General features: G+C 70.8%; 17 protein-coding genes. 10 read left to right on the forward strand and 7 right to left on the reverse strand.

What is annotated here, in order from left to right; genetic code table 11:
* Positions 1–10: 10 nt before the first annotated feature.
* From ACZ6S4_RS42880 to ACZ6S4_RS42905, 6 genes are all read right to left on the reverse strand, one after another.
* Positions 11–1,159 (reverse strand): M23 family metallopeptidase, encoded by a 1,149-nt coding sequence (locus tag ACZ6S4_RS42880; protein WP_465480381.1) that lies wholly within the window; start codon positions 1,157–1,159, stop codon positions 11–13.
* The gene (locus tag ACZ6S4_RS42885) at positions 1,156–1,707 is read right to left on the reverse strand and encodes a hypothetical protein (protein WP_465480382.1); all 552 of its coding nucleotides are present in this window, start codon (positions 1,705–1,707) and stop codon (positions 1,156–1,158) included. The genes ACZ6S4_RS42880 and ACZ6S4_RS42885 overlap by 4 nt, the downstream gene beginning before the upstream one ends.
* 6 nt (positions 1,708–1,713) lie before the next feature.
* Entirely contained in the window at positions 1,714–3,681 is a 1,968-nt protein-coding gene (locus tag ACZ6S4_RS42890) for an MFS transporter (RefSeq protein WP_465480383.1), read from the reverse strand.
* 1 nt (position 3,682) lies between these two features.
* The gene (locus tag ACZ6S4_RS42895; protein WP_465480384.1) at positions 3,683–7,222 is read right to left on the reverse strand and encodes an ATP-binding protein; all 3,540 of its coding nucleotides are present in this window, start codon (positions 7,220–7,222) and stop codon (positions 3,683–3,685) included.
* 112 nt (positions 7,223–7,334) lie between these two features.
* Positions 7,335–7,697 (reverse strand): hypothetical protein, encoded by a 363-nt coding sequence (locus ACZ6S4_RS42900; protein ID WP_125811387.1) that lies wholly within the window; start codon positions 7,695–7,697, stop codon positions 7,335–7,337.
* Between the two features lie 16 nt (positions 7,698–7,713).
* Entirely contained in the window at positions 7,714–8,007 is a 294-nt protein-coding gene (locus ACZ6S4_RS42905) for a hypothetical protein (protein WP_360546108.1), read from the reverse strand.
* A 389-nt stretch (positions 8,008–8,396) separates the two neighbouring features.
* Here ACZ6S4_RS42905 and folP point away from each other — a divergent pair, with 389 nt between their 5' ends.
* The 7 genes from folP (at position 8,397) to ACZ6S4_RS42940 (ending at position 12,842) form a co-directional block, all read left to right on the forward strand.
* A complete protein-coding gene (gene folP / locus ACZ6S4_RS42910; RefSeq protein ID WP_465480396.1) occupies positions 8,397–9,221 on the forward strand; it encodes a dihydropteroate synthase in 825 nt (274 codons plus the stop codon).
* Positions 9,218–9,577: a dihydroneopterin aldolase gene (gene folB, locus ACZ6S4_RS42915; protein ID WP_465480385.1), complete on the forward strand. Its 360-nt coding sequence runs from the start codon at positions 9,218–9,220 to the stop codon at positions 9,575–9,577. Before folP ends, folB begins: the two co-directional genes overlap by 4 nt.
* Positions 9,574–10,101: a 2-amino-4-hydroxy-6-hydroxymethyldihydropteridine diphosphokinase gene (folK, locus tag ACZ6S4_RS42920; RefSeq protein WP_465480386.1), complete on the forward strand. Its 528-nt coding sequence runs from the start codon at positions 9,574–9,576 to the stop codon at positions 10,099–10,101. Before folB ends, folK begins: the two co-directional genes overlap by 4 nt.
* A gap of 35 nt (positions 10,102–10,136) precedes the next feature.
* Complete coding sequence (locus ACZ6S4_RS42925) at positions 10,137–10,616, forward strand: DUF3180 domain-containing protein (protein WP_465480397.1); 480 nt, start codon at positions 10,137–10,139, stop codon at positions 10,614–10,616.
* Between the two features lie 76 nt (positions 10,617–10,692).
* Complete coding sequence (locus ACZ6S4_RS42930; RefSeq protein ID WP_465480387.1) at positions 10,693–11,955, forward strand: ABC transporter permease; 1,263 nt, start codon at positions 10,693–10,695, stop codon at positions 11,953–11,955.
* Between the two features lie 31 nt (positions 11,956–11,986).
* Entirely contained in the window at positions 11,987–12,271 is a 285-nt protein-coding gene (locus tag ACZ6S4_RS42935; protein ID WP_433722851.1) for a hypothetical protein, read from the forward strand.
* Between the two features lie 79 nt (positions 12,272–12,350).
* The gene (locus ACZ6S4_RS42940; protein ID WP_465480388.1) at positions 12,351–12,842 is read left to right on the forward strand and encodes a hypothetical protein; all 492 of its coding nucleotides are present in this window, start codon (positions 12,351–12,353) and stop codon (positions 12,840–12,842) included.
* A 198-nt stretch (positions 12,843–13,040) separates the two neighbouring features.
* On the opposite strand, the gene ACZ6S4_RS42945 is transcribed toward ACZ6S4_RS42940, so the two are convergent.
* A complete protein-coding gene (locus tag ACZ6S4_RS42945) occupies positions 13,041–14,054 on the reverse strand; it encodes an ABC transporter ATP-binding protein (RefSeq protein ID WP_465480389.1) in 1,014 nt (337 codons plus the stop codon).
* 2 nt (positions 14,055–14,056) lie between these two features.
* On the opposite strand from ACZ6S4_RS42945, the gene ACZ6S4_RS42950 reads away from it, so the two are divergent.
* From ACZ6S4_RS42950 to ACZ6S4_RS42960, 3 genes are all read left to right on the forward strand, one after another.
* A complete protein-coding gene (locus ACZ6S4_RS42950; protein ID WP_465480390.1) occupies positions 14,057–14,797 on the forward strand; it encodes an ABC transporter permease in 741 nt (246 codons plus the stop codon).
* Positions 14,794–15,510: an ABC transporter permease gene (locus ACZ6S4_RS42955; protein ID WP_360546092.1), complete on the forward strand. Its 717-nt coding sequence runs from the start codon at positions 14,794–14,796 to the stop codon at positions 15,508–15,510. The genes ACZ6S4_RS42950 and ACZ6S4_RS42955 overlap by 4 nt, the downstream gene beginning before the upstream one ends.
* 162 nt (positions 15,511–15,672) lie before the next feature.
* Positions 15,673–16,671, forward strand: a complete 999-nt coding sequence (locus ACZ6S4_RS42960; RefSeq protein WP_465480391.1) for a glycine betaine ABC transporter substrate-binding protein — start codon at positions 15,673–15,675, stop codon at positions 16,669–16,671.
* The last annotated feature ends 1,329 nt before the right edge of the window (positions 16,672–18,000 follow it).

Here is an 18,000-nt window from a genome sequence, read left to right on the forward strand (position 1 = left end):
GCGCCACCGGTCACTGTTCCGCTCCCAGCGGTGAGCCACGCTGGGCCATGAACTGCACCGGATCAACCGCACTGGCACTGGACCGGTCGTTGTTGAGGTGCACCTCGAAGTGCAGGTGCGGGCCCGAGGAGTTGCCGCTGGTGCCGCTGGTCGCCACGACCTGGCCGGCGGCGACCTTCTGACCCACCTGAACGTCCGGCCGGCGGACCAGGTGACAGTAGCGAGTCATGATCTTGCCAGGGTGCCGGATCTCCAGCATCCAACCGCAGCCGCCCTTGCCGGGATAGCCCGGTACGTCACAGTCCTGCCTCCCGCTGAACGTCTCGTCGCACTTGATCCGGGAGATGACCCCGCTGGCCACCGACCGTACCGGGTTGCCGGTGCCGATGATGAGGTCCACGCCCTGGTGACGCGGCCGGCTCGCGGTGCGGAAGCCGGAGCCCACGACCATCTTCTGGCTTCTCTTCAGGCCCTTGCCGCTGGCGGCGAGCGGGCTGGTCCAGCCGGAAGCGGACACCTCGCCGATCTCGGGGCAGGTCATGGCGAGCGAGTTGCCGACCGCGTTCGCTGCGCCGTCGGCGAGCATGTTCACGATCTGTGTGGCGACGGGCTCGTGCTTGGCGTAGGCACCGGGATAGGCGCTGATCTGCACCCGCTGAGCGGCCCGGGTGAGAGCCAGCCTGTCCCAGTTCTTAACATTCCGGAGCTTTCCGTAGAACTTGGTCGCCGCGTAGACCGGATCCGTGACCTGTGCCGGCGATCCCCAGCCGCTGCTCGGCCGCTGCTGGAAAAGGCCGAGCGAGTCGTGGTCATTGCGCTTTCCGAGGTGACCGAGATTCCTCAGGTTGGATTCCTGCATCGCCGTTGCCACCGCGATCACCCAGGCGCGCGGCGGGAGCTTCAGCTGCTTGCCGACGTTGATGATGATCGCCGCGTTCTTGATCTGCTCCGGACTGTACGACCCGATGTCCGGCAGATCCGCCTCCGGATCCATGGGGCCGCCGACGCCGCAGTTGGCGCTGAGGAGGCTCAGGTTCTCCTCCTTGTCGTCGAATTCACCCACCAGCAGAGCACTGACAGCGCCGCCGCAACAGAGCAAGGCGAGCGTGGCGGTCAGAGCGACCAGCAGAGCGACCCCCCGCGGCCGCGGCACGTTCACGGACCCTTCCAATCGATGTCGTCCACCAGCCACCGCCCGTCCGGGGCCACCAGTTGCAACGTCAGTTCTCCGGAGTTCACCTTGACGACCGCGTTGACTAGACCGTCACCGATCGGCACCAGGGTGGGCCGGCCGACGACCTTGTCGGCGGGCACGTCAGCCGGATCGACTCCGTCCAACTCGTCGGAGAGATCCTTGGTCGCATTCGGCACCAGACCGTTGTGCCAGGTGTCGGCCGAGACGTTCTTGTGGTCGACCCACGCGGCGGCGAACGCATACGCGACCGCCTCCGGTTCGGCGCTGCCCGGTCTGGTGGTCGGCGACGGTGGCGGATCGTCGTCGACGATGACCCCGTCGTCGTCCTGGCTCGGATCGATCGACGCCGTCGGGCCGGGCGAGACCCGGTCGGTGATCGGGGCGGCAGTGTTGCCGTCGGAGAAGATCCGGCCGACGCCGACGATGGCCAGCACCAGCACGGCGATCACCAGGGCGACTCCCCACCGGGACCGGAAGAGTCCGGTGAGGCTTCGTTCGAGGAATCTCGGCATCGGCGATCACTTCGCCTCGGTGCGTACCCGCGGGGACGCTGGTTCTTCCCGGGTCGTGTTCCCGGTCTCCGGTCGATAGATGGCGAAGGAGGCGGGCCGCTCAGCCACATCCGGCTCTGTCCAGGTGGACGACCGGCGCTGCCGCATCGCGGATGCTGTCACCGGGACCGGGGTGCGGTCGCCCGGCTCGGCACTCTCGCGGATCGTCTCGTTGCCGTCCGGCCGCGCCGCCGGAGCCGCGCCGCCGCGGTCCGACCCCGGTACCAACGTCTGGCCGCTACGTCCGGCCGAACCGTGCGAGGGATCCTCCAGCCGCGCCTCGGGCCGGAGGTTGCTCTGGTCGACGTAGACCGTGCGCCCCTTGCCGATGAGAGGTTCGTTCGTGCCGCCCGGTTCGGCTACATCGAGCTTGGCGGCCTCCCGCATGTCCCGGAAGAACCGGCGATGCCAGGAGCCGGCGGAGGTGATGGCCGCGGTGCCGTCCTTGCCGCCGAGCTGGGTGATCCGCCGGTACGGCCGTAGCAGGAGCCAGCCGACCACTCCGACGAGCCAGACCAGCACGACCTGCAACCAGCCGGCCAGGCTGGCGGTATTCATGATCAGGTCCACCGCGAAGAGGTAGATCGCGGCGCCGGTGCCGAAGATGGCGATGTTGAAGATCGCTGCCACCACGGCGTTGCCGAGGCGGCGGATGCCCGAGCTGGCCGGCCGCAGCAGGCCCACTGTGCCGAGGATCGGGGCAGCGATGACCGCCCAGCGGAAGATCAAGAATCCGAGCAGGACCAGCAGCGATGCGGTCAGGTCGAACATCGCGAACATGAAAGCGGCCAACACGGCGATGAAGCCCGCGCCGATTCGATCCATACCGTTGGCGCCCTGGAGGTACTCGTAGGCTTCCGGGTCCTCGGTCTTGATCGTCTCGGCGACCTTCTCCCACTGGTCCTTCTTCGAGGCGAGGGTCGTCGGTCGAGTGTCCGGGTTGTCGCGCATTTTCTGCACTTCGTCCCAGGTATAGGACCGGGCGTCGTAGAGAGCTCGGCCGTACTTCTGCGCCGTGAGACTGTCCGCCGAGCCGAGGACCCCGCGGAGCCAGTTGCGGTAGAGCATGGTCTCCGTGACCGTGTCACTGGCGCGAACGGCCGGCGGGCGGTTGTCCTTGCAAGCGTCCGGCTTGCCCAGCTTGCAGCCAGAGGTGTCGCCGTCCTGCGCGCGTGGACCCACTGCGTCGTGGACCACACCGAGGGTGGTGATCAGAGTCTGGTCAGCAAGGTTCGCCGACTTCACCGGCCACGCTGCGATGGCCGTCACGGCGACCATGATCAAGATGGCCCAACCCGCTGTCGTCGTCGCCGCGCCCATGTCAGCCTGCTGCGAGCGCCAGATCAGGTAGAGGCCGACGACGGCGAGCGTGATGACGCCGAAGACGCTGAAGACCTTCTCGTACACCGCCTTGGTGGCCTGGTCGACAAGCGGGTCGGCCCAGCCCCACAGGGCCTGCGGATCCCAGGCGCGTTCCCGCAGGGCGTTGGAGGCACCAATGACAGCGGTGGCGATCATGAATTCGCCGTTGGCGACCGTGGTCTCGAATTTGCTCGCCGGTTCGACCAGGGTGCCGCCACAACCACCGAGATCGTAGGTCGTGAAGTTGTAACCGGCGTAGCCGTACTGGCTGTAGATGCCTTGGGGACCGTTCAGCGTGGAGGACGCGGGCCGCTCGGCGAACCAGCCGGCCAAGCCGGAGTTCGGCGCGCTCGGGGTGGGTGCCTTGACGCAGGTCACGCCGTTCTCCACCTCAACAGTGAGGCGGCCGACACAGCCCTTGAGGTCCTTGTTCCACTCCTCGACGTTGCAGGCGCCGCCCGGGGCCTGCAACGGCCCCGCCGTAGCGGCTGATGGCGCGGCCACCGCCCAAGCAACACTCGCCACCACCGCCACGAGCATCACCAGCACCAGCGCGCATCCCCGCCGTACCATCTCAGACCTCCAGGTCGGACAAGGACGGAATCGCCGTCGGCGTCGCCTTCGCGGCTGCCGGGGTCGTGTCGAGGTAGTCCAGCAGGCCGTCGACGTACGACACGTCCACCCGGACCTTCTGCACCCGGCCGTCGACGTCGCGCATCACGAATTCGCGGAAGCCCAGGCGGGCCGACGATGAGGTGTCCGCCTGCGACAGGGAGGCCAGCGTCGCCTCGTAGCCGTCGTGGACCGGGACCCGGAGCAGGCGGAGCGCTTCCGAGGCGATTTCCTGGTCCTCGGCAATGCGGCCCACGAAGACCGTCGACACCAGGTTCTGCACGTCCAGGCCGAGGATGTCGCGGGGGTTCTGGGAGGCCACGAAGGCCGCCAGGTTCCACTTGCGGGAGTCGCGGGCGAGGCGGACCAGGAACGACCGGCCGGAGCGCCAGCCTTCCATGAAGTGGGCCTCGTCCAGGCCGACCATCTTGCGGGAGGCCATCGAGCCGCCGTAGCAGCGGCGGACGGCCAGGCGGTGGGCCGTGTGCAGCATCGGCAGGGCCAGGGATTCCTCCGCCGACCAGTACTCGCGTTCGATCTTCATGTCCGGCAGGCGCAGGCCCGCCATCGTGATGACCGTCAGGGCCGAGTCGGCGCTGAGCAGGTGCGCCGGCGGCCGGCCGAAGAACAGCAGGGCCAGTGGCATCTCGGCGGTGTCCAGGAGCAGGTTGGCCAGTTCCTTGCCGTCGTCGTCGAGGCCCTGCAGGCAGGCGATGACGTCGTCGAGGGTGGAGGTCTCCTCGGCCGGGACCTGGCGGACCGCGTGCCGCAGCAGCGTCGCCGTGGACGCCTCCTTGGCCACCTGCGGTGGGACCAGCATCGAGCAGATGTCCTGGACCAGCATGCGGCGCTCGGCCCGGGCGTTGGAGACCGCGATCTCGTACTCGCGGTCGCCGCCGGGGCCGGCCGCGAACTCGCTGCGGACCGGGGTCGGGATCAGCGCGTACGGCGCCAGCGTCCCCTGCTCCGACCCGGTCAGGTTCAGCACCCGTGAGTACGGCTTCAGCTCCGGCATCGCGCACAGCCGGGCCAGCGGGCCGGACGGGTCGAGCAGTGTCACCTGCACACCGCGGCGCGCGTTCAGGTAGCCCAGCGCGCCCATCAGCGTCGACTTGCCACCGCCGGGCTCCGCGACCAGGACGCCGAGGCCGGAGCGCTCCCGGACCTCCATGGGGAAGTGCAGGTCCAGGAAGACGGGTCGGCGGCACGTCCCCGACGTACGCCCGATCAGGTCTCCCCGCCGGTCACCCACCGTCGACGCGGCCTGGGGCAGCGCCGCGGCCAGCAGTTTCACCGGCATCCGGCGCACGTAGCCGGTGTTGGCGATGGGCTCGCCCGGGATGAACTCGCGGGCCAGCTGATCCTGGTTCTTCGGGTGCTGGAGCGAGATGCGCAGCTCACGGGAGTAGAGCTGGATCAGGCGGCGGGCCCGTTCCAGGCACTCCTCGCGGGTGCGGCCACCGACGGCGATCCGGTGCCAGCCGTGCGCGCGGGCCGACTCGACCGGCAGGCCGGTGGTCATCTCGTCGCCGATGACCAGCGCGCGCTTGGCCAGACGCTCCAGCTCGGGCGGGGCGTCGATGCCGTGCTCGGCGTAGTCCAGCTGCTGCGAGCGGATCATCCGGAGCCGGTGCTCGAGGTTCTTGAACGAGCTGTTCGAGCCGAGGATGTCGATGCGCGAGGAGAGCTCCATCGGCCACGGCAGCCGCTCGTGGAAGTGCATCCACGGCTCGTGCTTCTCCGGGATCTCCAGCGGCTCCATCCGGCCCACGGACAGCACGGCCACGTGCCGTTCCTCGCCGGTCATCCGGTTGACCAGCTTGACCGTCGAGCCGTACGGGGTGCGGTAGCGCTCCACCTGCTCGGTCAGCGCGAGCAGGTCACCGCGCTCCCAGTGGCCGTTCGAGATCGGCGACAGCGGGCCGGGCGGGGACATGCAGAGCGCGACGGAACGGAACAGCAGCCATTCCAGCTCCTGCGGGGTGACCCGCCGGCCGCGCATACCGAACGCGTTCAGCACCTCGTCGAACTGCTCGACCGTACGGCCGAGCTTGCGTCGTTCCCCGTCGGAGGTGCCCTTGCCGAACATCCGCAGGATGCGCTCGGAGAAGGTGTCGCCGAGCGAGCGCCGGGCGAACGTCACGCCCAGGTAGGTCTGGCCCTCGGCGTGGTTCACCGACAGCAGGTGCCGCTGCGCTGCCACGAGGTGGTCCGACCAGGAGGTGGCGCCCGCGACGTCGGGCAGCGGCTTGGCCGTGTGCGAGTCGACCGTGCGGGCCCACTCGTCGGCGGGGAACGGCCGGTTGGTGCGCCGCAGGTGCAGCCGGAAGCCGGCCAGGCCCGCGTACTGCTCGGAGATGGCGGAGAGCAGCGCCTCGCGCTCGGCGTCGGGGCGGAACGCCCAGCGGACCTCAGGCAGCGAATACCACGCGGTCACCGTGCTCTGGGTGAACGTCAGGTGCCCGGCGATCTCGCTGATCTCCAGCTCGATGCTGGGGTCGCGGTCGCTGAACTTGAGCTTGTGCGGGCGCAGCGGCGCCGCCTTGACCTCGTTCTTCTTCGGCCGCACGGCCGGCAGGTTGGCCGGCTCCTTGCGGCGGCCGCGGCGCTTGGCGGGCACCTTCTCCGGCATCGGCGCGGGCAGGTCGGTGCGGGCATCGGCCTCGGCCGGCGCGCCCGGGTGGTACGCCTCGACGGCCGCCACCGGAGTCACCCCGGGCGCCGCGGCGTTCTGCCACAGCGGTGCGCTCTGGACCGGCTGCGGTGCCGTGGCCGGGGCAATTCCGGGATGGACGTCGTCGGGCCAGTCCTCGAAGTCGGACTCCGGCGCTTCGCGCTCGTCGTAGAAATCGGCCTGCGGCCCGGCCGGCGCCCGCATGAAGGGCGAGACCGGTGCGTCGGCCGGCGTGGTGCCGGGCCCGGCACCGTTCGACGACGGTACGGACGGCAGCGCGATCGCCGAGTCCGCAGCGAGGCCGGACGGCTGCCCGTTGATCCCGGAAGGCTGCCCGTTGATCCGGGAGGACGGCTCGGTGAATGCCGGTGCGCTCGCCTCAGGACCCGACGCGGCGTTCTGGGCGCTCGCCTCCGGTCCCGCCAGAGCCGAAACAGAGCCGTTGGAAGCCGCCACAAACGCGCCAGGAACGGTGGTGGGCTCTGTGGGCGCCGGCTCGGGTTCGGGGGAAGCAGGAGCTGCCGGGGACGCCGGTGCCCCGGAGGTCTGCTTGCTCGCGTCCGCGCCGTCGAAATCGAATCCGAAGTCGAAATCGACATCCGGGTCGTCGGCGGGCGGCTCCGGCTCGGCGGCCGGCGCCGCCGGCTGGGCCGGCGTGCCCCCGAAGAGATCGAGGAACGGCGAATCGATGTCCATCGGGTCGACCGGCGGAGCGCCGTTGGCGCGGGGGCGTACCGGCTGCGGGGCCTGGAAGACCGCGACTGCGCCGTGGCCCGGACCCGGCACCTGATCAGCGCTCTCATCCGGAGAGTGGTTGTCCGGTCGCACAGCGTTACTCTGCCTGCCCGGGAGGGACGATTCCGCGCGGGAATGCCCGGGCGGTGGGGTAGCGGTCATGAACGGGCCCCGTTCGGGCATGCGACGAGATTGGCGAAACTGGTCATACCAACTCCTCCCGAACCCTGATGCGCGTGGCGACAAGTCTCGGGTCGCGCTGTTCGACGGCCGGCTCGCGGGTGCGGCGCCAGTCGGTCAGCGCGGTGCGGATGACCATCCGGGCCGGCCGATCGGGGTCGACGTGCCGGAACACGTAGGAGGTGGTGACCATGGCCAGCGCGATCTCCCAGGCGGGGAAGGCGTCGATCTCGAACGTGATGAGGTAGTGCAGAAACACGAACAAAGGCACTAGTAGGACGAACATCCCATACTGCGCATACGGCAGATGCATGGGCAGCGTGTAGCCGGGCGGGCCCAGATAGACAAGGCGTGCCCGGTAGATGTCGTCATCGGTGCGCAGCCGCATGTGTCCGCCCGCGGCCTCAGGCGAAGATGAGGCTGATGAGGTAGTCGCCGACGAAGAACAACGTCGCGGCGCCGGCGATGAACGCGAGGCCGACGATGGCGATCGCGGAGCTGGTGAGCACCTTCGAGATCTCGCCGCGGCTGGCCCGTCCGATGAAGATGATGCCCAGGACGGCGAGCAGGATCGGCGCGATGTTGCTGGCGAAGAAGGTGACGACGCCCTCGGTGTTGATGCCCTTGGGCTCGGGGGCGGCCAGGGTGCCCTGCTGCAGGGCCGCTACGACCTGCGTGGCGAACTCTGTGGCGATCATCGGTAAACCTCCCGGGTGCCCGGCGTGAGGGCGCCGAGCACACTGCAGTTGTAAAGCCTCGCTGACGGCAACGCCCATATGGTGCTACTTCCAGCTCACCGCGTCGAGTGAGCTGTTCAGGGCGCTCCTGTCCTACCCAAAGCCCGTCTGCTCTCTTCGGTCCTTCAATGATGCCCAGTTCCGAAGAGTACGGGCCGTACTTCTTACCTACAAGCTGCCTGATTCGTTACCCAAGGTAAAGACATGACTGAAGATGAGTCACGTGGCATCGTACACATGTTCTAAAACCTCAGGCCCGGTACCTTCTTCCCGTGACTGATCCGACCGGTATCGCAACGACCGCGCAGGTCAGCGGCGATCCGCTGCTGCAGCAAGATCACCCGGTCGTGATGGGCGTGCTCAACGTGACCCCGGATTCCTTCTCCGACGGCGGGCGGTATGCCGATGTCGACGCCGCTGTCAAGCACGCCGTTGCGCTGCGCCGGGACGGAGCCGACATCATCGACATCGGCGGCGAATCCACCCGGCCGGGCGCCGATCGGGTGGACGGTCCGACCGAGACCGCGCGGGTGCTGCCCGTGATCAAGGCGCTGGCCGGCGCCGGCGTACCGCTGAGCATCGACACCACCCGGGCCGAGGTGGCTGCCGCGGCCCTGGCCGCCGGAGCTGTGGTGGTCAACGACGTCTCGGGTGGGCTGGCCGACCCCAGCATGGCCGCCGTGGTGGCCGACGCCGGCTGCCCGTGGATCCTCATGCACTGGCGCGGGCACTCCCGCCGGATGCTCGACCTCGCGCACTACGACGACGTCGTGGCCGAGGTCCGCGCCGAGCTGCTGGAGCGGGTGGACGCCGCGGTCGCCGCGGGCGTCGACCGCGGGCGGCTGATCCTCGATCCCGGTATCGGCTTCGCCAAGCGCGCCGAACACAACTGGGCGCTCAGCGCGCACCTGGACGAGCTGATCGCTCTCGGTCATCCGGTGCTCTTCGCGGCCAGCCGCAAGACCTACCTCGGCCGGCTGCTCGCCGGGCCGGACGGCGAGCCCCGGCCCGTGGACGGCCGCGAAGCGGCGACGATCGCCACGTCGGTGCTCGCGGTCGCGGCCGGCGCCTGGGGCGTCCGGGTCCATGACGTACGCGCGACCGTCGACGCCCTGGCCGTGTGGCGCGCCACCGGCAGCCCGCGCATTTCACGATCAACCGGGGGTACGCCGTGAGCGACCGCATCTCCCTGCAGGGCCTGCGCGTCCGGGGCCACCACGGGGTCTTCGACTTCGAACGGCGCGACGGCCAGGACTTCGTGGTCGACGTCGAGCTGGAACTCGACCTCACCAGGGCGGCGGCCAGCGACGACGTCACCGACACCGTCCACTACGGCGAGCTGGCCGGCCGGCTGGCCGAGGTGATCGCCGGCGAGCCGGTCAACCTGATCGAGACGCTGGCCGAGCGGCTCGCGACGGTCTGCCTGGCCGACGCCCGGGTCACTGCGGCCACGGTCACCGTGCACAAGCCGCAGGCACCGATCCCTCTCGAGTTCGCCGACGTGGCGGTCACCGTCCGGCGGGCCCGATGACCCGGGCGATCCTCTCGCTGGGCAGCAACCTCGGCGACCGGTACGCGTACCTCAAAAGTGCGGTGGAGCGGCTCGGCGAGAGCGTCGTCCTGGTCTCGGGGGTCTACGAGACGCCGCCCTGGGGTGACGTCGACCAGCCGGCGTACCTGAATGCCGTGGTCCTGGCCGTGGACCCGGCGGCGGATCCGGCCGGCTGGCTCACCCGGGTCCGCGCGGCCGAGCAGGCGGCGGACCGCATCCGGGACCCGCAGCGGCGCTTCGGCCCCCGCACGCTGGACGTGGACGTGATCGCGGTGTGGCAGGACGACGGCACGCCCGTGCTCAGTGACGACCCCGAGCTGACCCTGCCGCATCCCCGGGCCCACCAGCGGGCGTTCGTGCTCAAACCCTGGCTCGATCTGCAGCCCTACGCCCAGCTGCCCGGGCACGGCTGGGTCACCGATCTGCTGAACGCCCCGGAGCTCACCGCCGACGCGAACGCACTGACCCCGCGGCCCGATCTGCCGTTAGAGTCACAAGAGTGAGCAGTAACCCCGGCGGTGGCGCACCCGATCCGTCGATGCGGCCGACCAGCCTGTCCGTCCTGGTGGTCGCCGGGCTGGCCGCCGCCGCGGTCGGCTGGCTGCTGCTGAGCGCCCTGTATTCGCAGATGCCCCGGCTGCCCTGGCTGCCGATCATCGTGCTCGGCACGCTGGCCGTCGTCGAGGCGACCCTCGCGCAGAACACCGCGGCCCGGATCCAGCGCAAGCCCGGCGCGCCCCGCGTCGACCCGCTGGCCGTCGCCCGGTACGCCGTGCTGGCCAAGGCGTCGTCGCTGGCCGGTGCGCTGTTCGGGGGCTTCTCCGCCGGGCTGCTGGCCTGGCTGGCGCTGGAGCCGACCAGAGCTGCCCGCGACGACGTCCCGGCCGCTATCGCCGGGGTGGTCGCGGCGCTCGCGCTCGTCGGCGCGGCGCTGTGGCTGGAACGCTCCTGCCGGGTGCCGGAGAAACCCGAAGAGAAGGACAGCGGCGGCCCGGGACGGCAGGCCGGACGGTCCTGATCGAGTCCGATCCGGGACTTGAACTGAGGGCCCCTCGTTTCCGTATGCTGTGCCGGCGGCGAAGGAGGTGTGCGAGATGGCCTACGACGAGACCACATATCGGCGTAATGCCGGTGACCAGGGCGAAAGTGACCCGGCGGCGTACCGGGCCGGCATCGCGGCCACCGACTTCCGGGCCCGGCGGCGCGACCTCGATCCCGACGAGGGCGAGGGTGTGCAGCTCGTCGAGCCGGCCGGTGACACCGGTCGCCGCGGCGGGGACTTCGACGACGGGCGCGACCGGCTGGGCATCCACATCGGCTGGGAGATCGTGCTGCTGCTGGCGGTCGCCGCGATCGCGTACCTGCTCTATCGGCTCGACCCGGCCAGCCTGCGCCGCCCGGCGCTGGACACGCTGCTCATCACCGGTGCCTCGATCGGCCTGCTCGCCCTCGGCGCCGGCCTGACGCTGCGCGCCGGCGTGCCCAATCTCGCGGTCGGCCCGATCGCCCTGGGCGCCGCATTGCACTTCGCTGAGAACGGCGACGAGGGCCTGGTCCAGGCAGCCGTGCCGGCGCTGATCGTGGCCGCCGCCGGTGGTCTGATCGTGGCCGTCTTCGTGCTCGTGCTGCACGTGCCCGGCTGGGCCGCGACGCTCGGCGGGGCCATGGGCGTCATCGTCTACGACCAGCTGCGCACCGCGCCGGTCACCGTCCAGGCCGGCTACGACCCGGCCAACCAGGCGTTCTACCTCTTCGGCGGCTTCGCCCTGCTGGCCGTCATCGGCGGCGCGCTGGGCACCGTGATGCCGATCCGGCGGCTGGTCGGCCGGCAGCGACCGGCCGGCGACCCGGCTCAGCGGCGCGGGGTGGCCGCGGCGTTCCCGGTGACCGCCGCGCTGGTGCTGTCCTCGGTCTTCGCGGTCGGTGCGGGCATCCTCATGGCGGCCCAGTCCACCGCGCCCATCGCGCCCGGCACCGGCCTGGAGTGGACCGGCCTCGCCTTCGGCGCGGCCCTGCTCGCCGGCACCAGCGCGTACGGCCGGCGCGGCGGCATCTTCGGCACCCTGCTGGCGGTGGCCGGGCTGACGCTCTTCCTGGACTACGCGGCCCGCCGCGACTTCGACATCGCGCTGTTCGCGATCGCGGCCTGCGCGGTCGGCGGCGGCCTGATCGTGACCCGGCTGGTCGAGACGTACGGGCGCCCGCTGCTGGTGCCCGCGGCGGCGGACTGGAACGCCGCGGCCTCGGCCGGCACCACGTGGACCCCGGACATGCCGCAGACCTGGTCCACCTCGCCCGAACCGCCGGACAGCAAGCCCCTGCGCTGGGACGAGGGGCCCTGGGGCAGTGCCCGTTGAGGGCGCGCCGTTGCGCCCTATGCTGGCAGTCATGACCGACTCGACCTTCGCCGAACTGGACGCCCTGCCCACCGAGGAGCTGCGTGAGCGGGCCTTCGCGAAGGCCCGGGAGCGCCGCGACCTGAGCTTCTTCTGGTCCGTGTTCAAGCACCTGCCCGACGCGGACGAGGCGGCGTCGCTGGACGGCGCGCCGAACACGGTGGGCCCGACGATCGAAGAAGCGGTCGCGCTGTGGCGTGAACTGACCGGACACGGGTACGGGGAGCAGGAGCCGCTGCTTCGGGCAGCCTTCATCGATTACCTGCAAAAGCACTGACACCACCGCAAGGCACACATTCACGGATATCAGTTCCGGCGCGTTTGGCGAGCGGAATCCGCAGGGAAATAGCGGGTCCATGGCTCTCACCAACCGCTACAAAACTGCGCCCGGCGCGGGCACGATAGCCGCGCTGATACTCGTCCTGGTCTTCGGCAGCCCGTGGTACGCCGACTGGGCCCAGGACAACACCAACCCGGAGACCGCCGGTGGCTGGTGGCTGCGCCTGCTGGCCTGGCCGCACTGGCGTTTCGACTCCGACGACTCGCTGCGCTCGATCATCATCGGCGACCTCAAGGCGATTCTGGTGGTCGTGCTGACGCTGGTCTTCCTCTACCTGCTGCCCGGCTCGCAGCTGGCCCGGGCCCGCGGCACGATCAGCCAGTTCTTCGCCGGCTGGGCGTCCTACATCTTCGCCGGTGGCTTCGCCGCCCTGCTGACCACGCTGTTCCTGGCCAACCCGTCGCTGCTGGGCGCGTTCCGTACGGCCGGAGAGGGCGCCACCTACGGCCTCTTCATCGGCTGGATCATCGGACTCGCCACCCTCGGCGGCCGGCGCGGCACCCGCTAGAGCCTCGTTCCGGCCCGGCCGTTCGGCGTCCCGCGCCGCCGTACGACCCCGGCCCGCCGCGGCACCAGGTGACCGCCGCCCCCGCGGGCACCGCACCGCCGCGACACCCCGCGGCGTGACCGGACGATCCCCCGTCCTCCGGTCACGCCGCGGCTCGCTGTCAGGCCGGCGCTGCCGCTGTCAGGCCGCGGCTCGCGGTCAGGCCGGGGCCGTTGCTTGCGCGTTCGGCGCGTCGAAGAGGGCCGAGCGGGACACCGCACCCACCGGCTTGCCGTCGGAGACCACCACGACGTTGAGCGAGTCGCTGGTCAGCATCACGGCGAGCGCGTCGTAGAGGGTGCCCGAGACGTCGACCGTGGGCAGGCGCTCGATCTCCTCGATCTGCCCGACCGGGCGCATCGCGTCGCGCACCGGGGTCACCGCCAGCCGCCGTACTCCCCGGTCGGTGCCGACGAACTCGCTCACCGTCGCCGACGCGGGCTTGCTGAGCAGGTCGGCCGGGGTCGCGTACTGCATGAGCCGGCCGCCCTCGGCCAGCACCGCGATCCGGTCGCCCAGCCGTACGGCTTCATCGATGTCGTGGGTGACCAGCACGATGGTCTTGCGGACCGCCTCCTGGAGCCGGAGGAACTCCTCCTGCAGCCGGCCGCGCACGATCGGGTCGACCGCCGAGAACGGCTCGTCCATCAGCAGCACCAGCGGGTCGGCCGCCAGGGCCCGGGCCACGCCCACCCGCTGGCGCTGACCGCCGGAGAGCTCGTGCGGATAGCGGCCGCCGTAGCGCTTCGGGTCGAGCCCGACCAGCTCGAGCAGCTCCTCCGCGCGGTCCTTGATCCGCTTGCGGTTCCAGCCCAGCAGCCGCGGCACCGTGCCGATGTTGGTGCGGATGCTCTGGTGCGGGAACAGCCCGACGTTCTGGATCACGTAGCCGATCTGCCGGCGCAGCTCGACCGGATCCTGCTGCGAGACGTCCGCGCCGTCGATCAGGATGCGGCCCTTGGACGGCTCGATCAGCCTGTTGATCATGCGGAGCACGGTGGACTTGCCGCACCCGGACGGCCCGATCAGCACGGCGAGCTCGCCCGCCCGCACCTCCAGGCTGATGTCGCCGACCGCCACGGTCCCGTCCGGATAGACCTTCCCGACGTTCTCGAGCGTGATAGACGCCGCGGTCCGGCCAGCGCCGGAGTCGTTGATCGCGGTAGCGTCCACGTATGTCCTTCCTGTCGAGGGCCCCGGTGCCTGCGTGGCCCCTCGCTGCTCCCCGGGAGCTGGCCGCCCCCGCCGATGACGGGCCGGGAAATCCGTGGTTCTCGTGGCGCTATGTCCACGACAACGCCGCCGAGATCCTGTCCGCACTGCAGTTCCACGCGGGTCTCACCGCCCGTGCGGTGATCATCGCGCTGATCGTCGCGTTGCCGCTCGCGGTCGTCTCCTACTGGTGGCGACCACTGACCGGCCCGATTCTTGCACTCTCGGGCGTCCTCTACACGATCCCGTCGCTGGCACTTCTCGCCCTGGTCGCGCCGGCGGTCGGCACGACCAGCGACACGTCGGTGCTGATCGCCCTCGTCCTGTACGCGCTGCTGGTGCTCACCCGCAACTCGCTGGCCGGGCTCACGCAGGTCCCGGCCGAAGTCCGCGACGCGGCGGCCGGCATGGGCTACGGGCGCTTCGGCCGGCTGTGGCGCATAGAGCTGCCGCTGGCGCTGCCCGGCATCCTCACCGGCCTGCGCCTGGCCACCGTCTCCACCGTGGCCCTGGTCACAGTCGGCTCGCTGATCGGCAAGGGCGGCCTCGGCGAGATGATCCTCGGCGGCTTCCGGAACAACTTCTACAAAGCCGAGATCATGACCGGGACGCTGCTCTGCGTCGGCCTGGCGCTGGTCCTCGACCTGGCCCTGGCCGGAGTGGGCCGGCTGCTCACCCCGTGGGCGCGGGAGCGCAGCTCGTGAACTATTTCCAAGAGGGCTTCGTCTGGCTCAACGACCCGCTCAACTGGACCAACCCCGGCGGCCTGTTCGACCGCCTCCAGGAACACCTGCTGATCAGCCTGTGGGCGGTGCTGCTGGGCTGCGTCATCGGCTGGCCGCTGGGCATCTGGCTCGGCCACCGCGGCCGGGGCGGCGGGGCGGTGCTCACCTTCGCCAACCTGACGCTGGCCATACCCACCCTGGCCCTGCTCACCATCCTGCCGCTGACCCCGCTCGGCTTCGGCCAGCCCCCGGTGGTCGTCGCGCTGGCCGTCTTCGCGGTGCCGCCGCTGCTGGCGAACGCGTACACGGGGCTGCGCCAGATCGACCCGGAGACCCGGGAGGCGGCGCGCGGGATGGGGCTCTCCGGCGGGCAGGTCCTGCGGAGGGTGGAGCTGCCGTTGTCGGTGCCGTACCTGGCGGCCGGGCTGCGCACCGCGGCCGTGCAGGTCGTGGCGACCGCAGCGCTGGCCGCGTTCGTCAACGGCGGCGGGCTCGGCGAGATCATCTCCGCGGGCTTCGGGATCGGGATGAGCAACGGCGGCGGCGGGCAGATCGTGGCGGGCGGCATCGCTGTGGCGCTGCTCGCATTGCTGGTGGAAGCGGTGCTCGCAGGCGTACAACGGCTGGTGACACCGGCCGCGCTCCGGACGGATCGGCGCCGCCGGCCCACCGCGGCGGCCCCGGCCGGGTAATGGTCTCGCATCGTTACGAAACTTGTCACACCCTGCGAGTAGGAATGAACGTGGGCCGCTCAGCGGGCCCGACAAACTGAAAACACACGGGCATCGGACACCGACTGCCCGTCGGACACGCGGCGCGGCCCCTGGCCGTGCCGGGACACAGAAGGCGGCAGTATGCGTCGACACCTGCTCTTGACGGCCGGCACCCTCATGACCGCCGCCGTCATCCTCGCCGGCTGCGGCGAGTCCGGCTCCTCCGGCACGGAGGCCCCGGCGAGCTCCGCCGCGGGCAACGGCTGCGCCCCCGTCGCCGGCGACAAGCTGGTCGTCCTCACCGACGACAAAAACCTGCAGAACACCGACAACATCGTCCCCGCGATCAACAAGAAGTCCTCGTCGCCGCAGCTCATCGCCGCCCTCGACAAGGTCTCCGCGGCGCTCGACACGACCAAGCTGATCGAGCTCAACAAGGCCGTCGACATCGACCGCAAGTCGTCCAAGGCGGCCGCCGAGGAGTTCGCCACGGCCAACTCCATCACCACCGGCATCGAGAAGGGCCCCGGCGGCGACCTGACGGTCGGCGCGGCCAACTTCAGCGAGAACGCGACCCTCGGCGAGCTCTACAACATCGCGCTGACGGCCGCGGGCTACAAGGTCAAGGTCCAGCAGATCGGCAACCGCGAGCTGTACGAGCCGGCCCTGGAGAAGGGCGACATCGACGTCGTCCCGGAGTACGCGGCCACCCTGGCGACGTTCCTGTCCGGCAAGGTCGACGGCAAGAACGCCAAGGACCCGTCCTCGCCGCAGCTCGACACCACGATGACCAACCTGACCGCCCTCGGCGACAAGGTCGGCCTGGTCTTCGGCAAGCCCTCCACGGCGCAGGACCAGAACGCCTTCGCCACCACGGAGGCCTTCTCCACCAAGTACGGCGTCAAGACCCTGTCCGACCTCGCGGCCAAGTGCTCGGGTGCGGCGACCGTCCTCGGTGGCCCGCCGGAGTGCCCGCAGCGGCCCAAGTGCCAGCAGGGCCTCGTCGAGACCTACAAGTTCGAGGCGGGCAAGTTCAGCTCGCTCGACGCTGGCGGCCCGCTCACCAAGACCGGCCTCAAGCAGGGCACCATCAGCGTCGGCCTGGTCTTCAGCTCGGACGGCGCACTGGCCGCCGGCTGACGACTGACTGTCGCCGGTTCCTCGCCGGCCGACCGAATCACCCCGGATGCGGGGCATCGCAAGAGCGATGCCCCGCATCTGCCCGTTTCGTGACGGCTGCCGCTCTCGGTAGCATCTGCGACCATGCCTGACCGGGACCCCGAGGCGCCGCCCAACGCCCGCCTACTCACGGCCCTGATCTGGGCCGGCGTCGGCCTGGCCCCGGTCGCCGCCCTCGTCGTGCTGCTCGGCGGCAGCGACAACTCGATCCGCTTCGCGGTGCTCCTCATCGCCGTCTGCGTGGTCCTGATCGGCGCGGCGCTGCTGGTCCGCAACGATCCGGTGCTGCTCAAGATGGACGCCGAGGACCAGGTCACGGCGATGCGCGACGAGCTGCGGGAGGAGATCGCGGCGAGCGCCCGGGGGACTGGTCAGCGGGTCAAGGCCTTGCAGGACGAGATGACGCGGATACGGGCGGCCGGGTCGCCGGTTGCGGCGCTGGCCCCGGCGGGCCCGCGACCGATGGGCGCGGTCGGACCGATGGGCGCAGTCGGACCGATGGGCGCAGTTGGACCGATGGGTGCAGTTGGACCGATGGGTGCAGTTGGACCGATGGGTGCGGCCGGGCCGGTGGGTGCGGCCGGGCCGGTGGGCGCGGGGCCGAATGGTGCTGGTTCGGTGGGTGCGGCTGGGCGGATGGGTGCGGCCGGGCAAATGGCGGCGGCTGGGCGGGTGGGTGCCGGGCCGGCGGGCGCTGAACCGGCGGATGGCGGGCCGAATGGTGCTGGCCGGGTGCAGCCTAGGCCTACGACCGGTGGCCGGGCGTCGGCCGCCGTGCCGGGATCTGCCGCGGGCGCGGCGCAGGTGGCTCGGGCCGGTGGGCCGGTGCCGGGTGCCGGTCGCGAGGCTGGGTTGGTCGGTTCCGGCGGCCGGGCGTCGGCCGCTGTGCCGGGGACCGCAGGCGGCGCGGTGCAGGCGGCCCGGACCGGTAGCCGGGCGTCGGCTCCTGTGCCAGGTTCGCCCGCTGCGCCCGGGCAGGCGCAAGCCGGTGGGTGGTTGCCGGATCCCGATCGCGACTCCGGGTCCGTCGGCACCGCCCGGCCGGTGGTGGCGACCGCGTCCGTGACGCCCATGTCGGCGCCCAGGGCCTCCGGGGCCGCTGCTGTGTCGGCGCCGGTAGCAGTGGCCTCGGTTCGGCCCGGTGCTGGGGGGGGGGGGGGGGGGGGGGGGGGGGGGGGGGGGGGGGGGGGGAAAAAAAAAAAAAAAAGCGGACGGTCGGACAGGGTCCGCGGGCTGGGGATCTTGCCAGCCCGGGGGAGCTGATGTTCCCACCATCCAAAACCCCCCCAA

The sequence above is a fragment of the Actinoplanes sp. NPDC051405 genome (genome assembly GCF_055586185.1).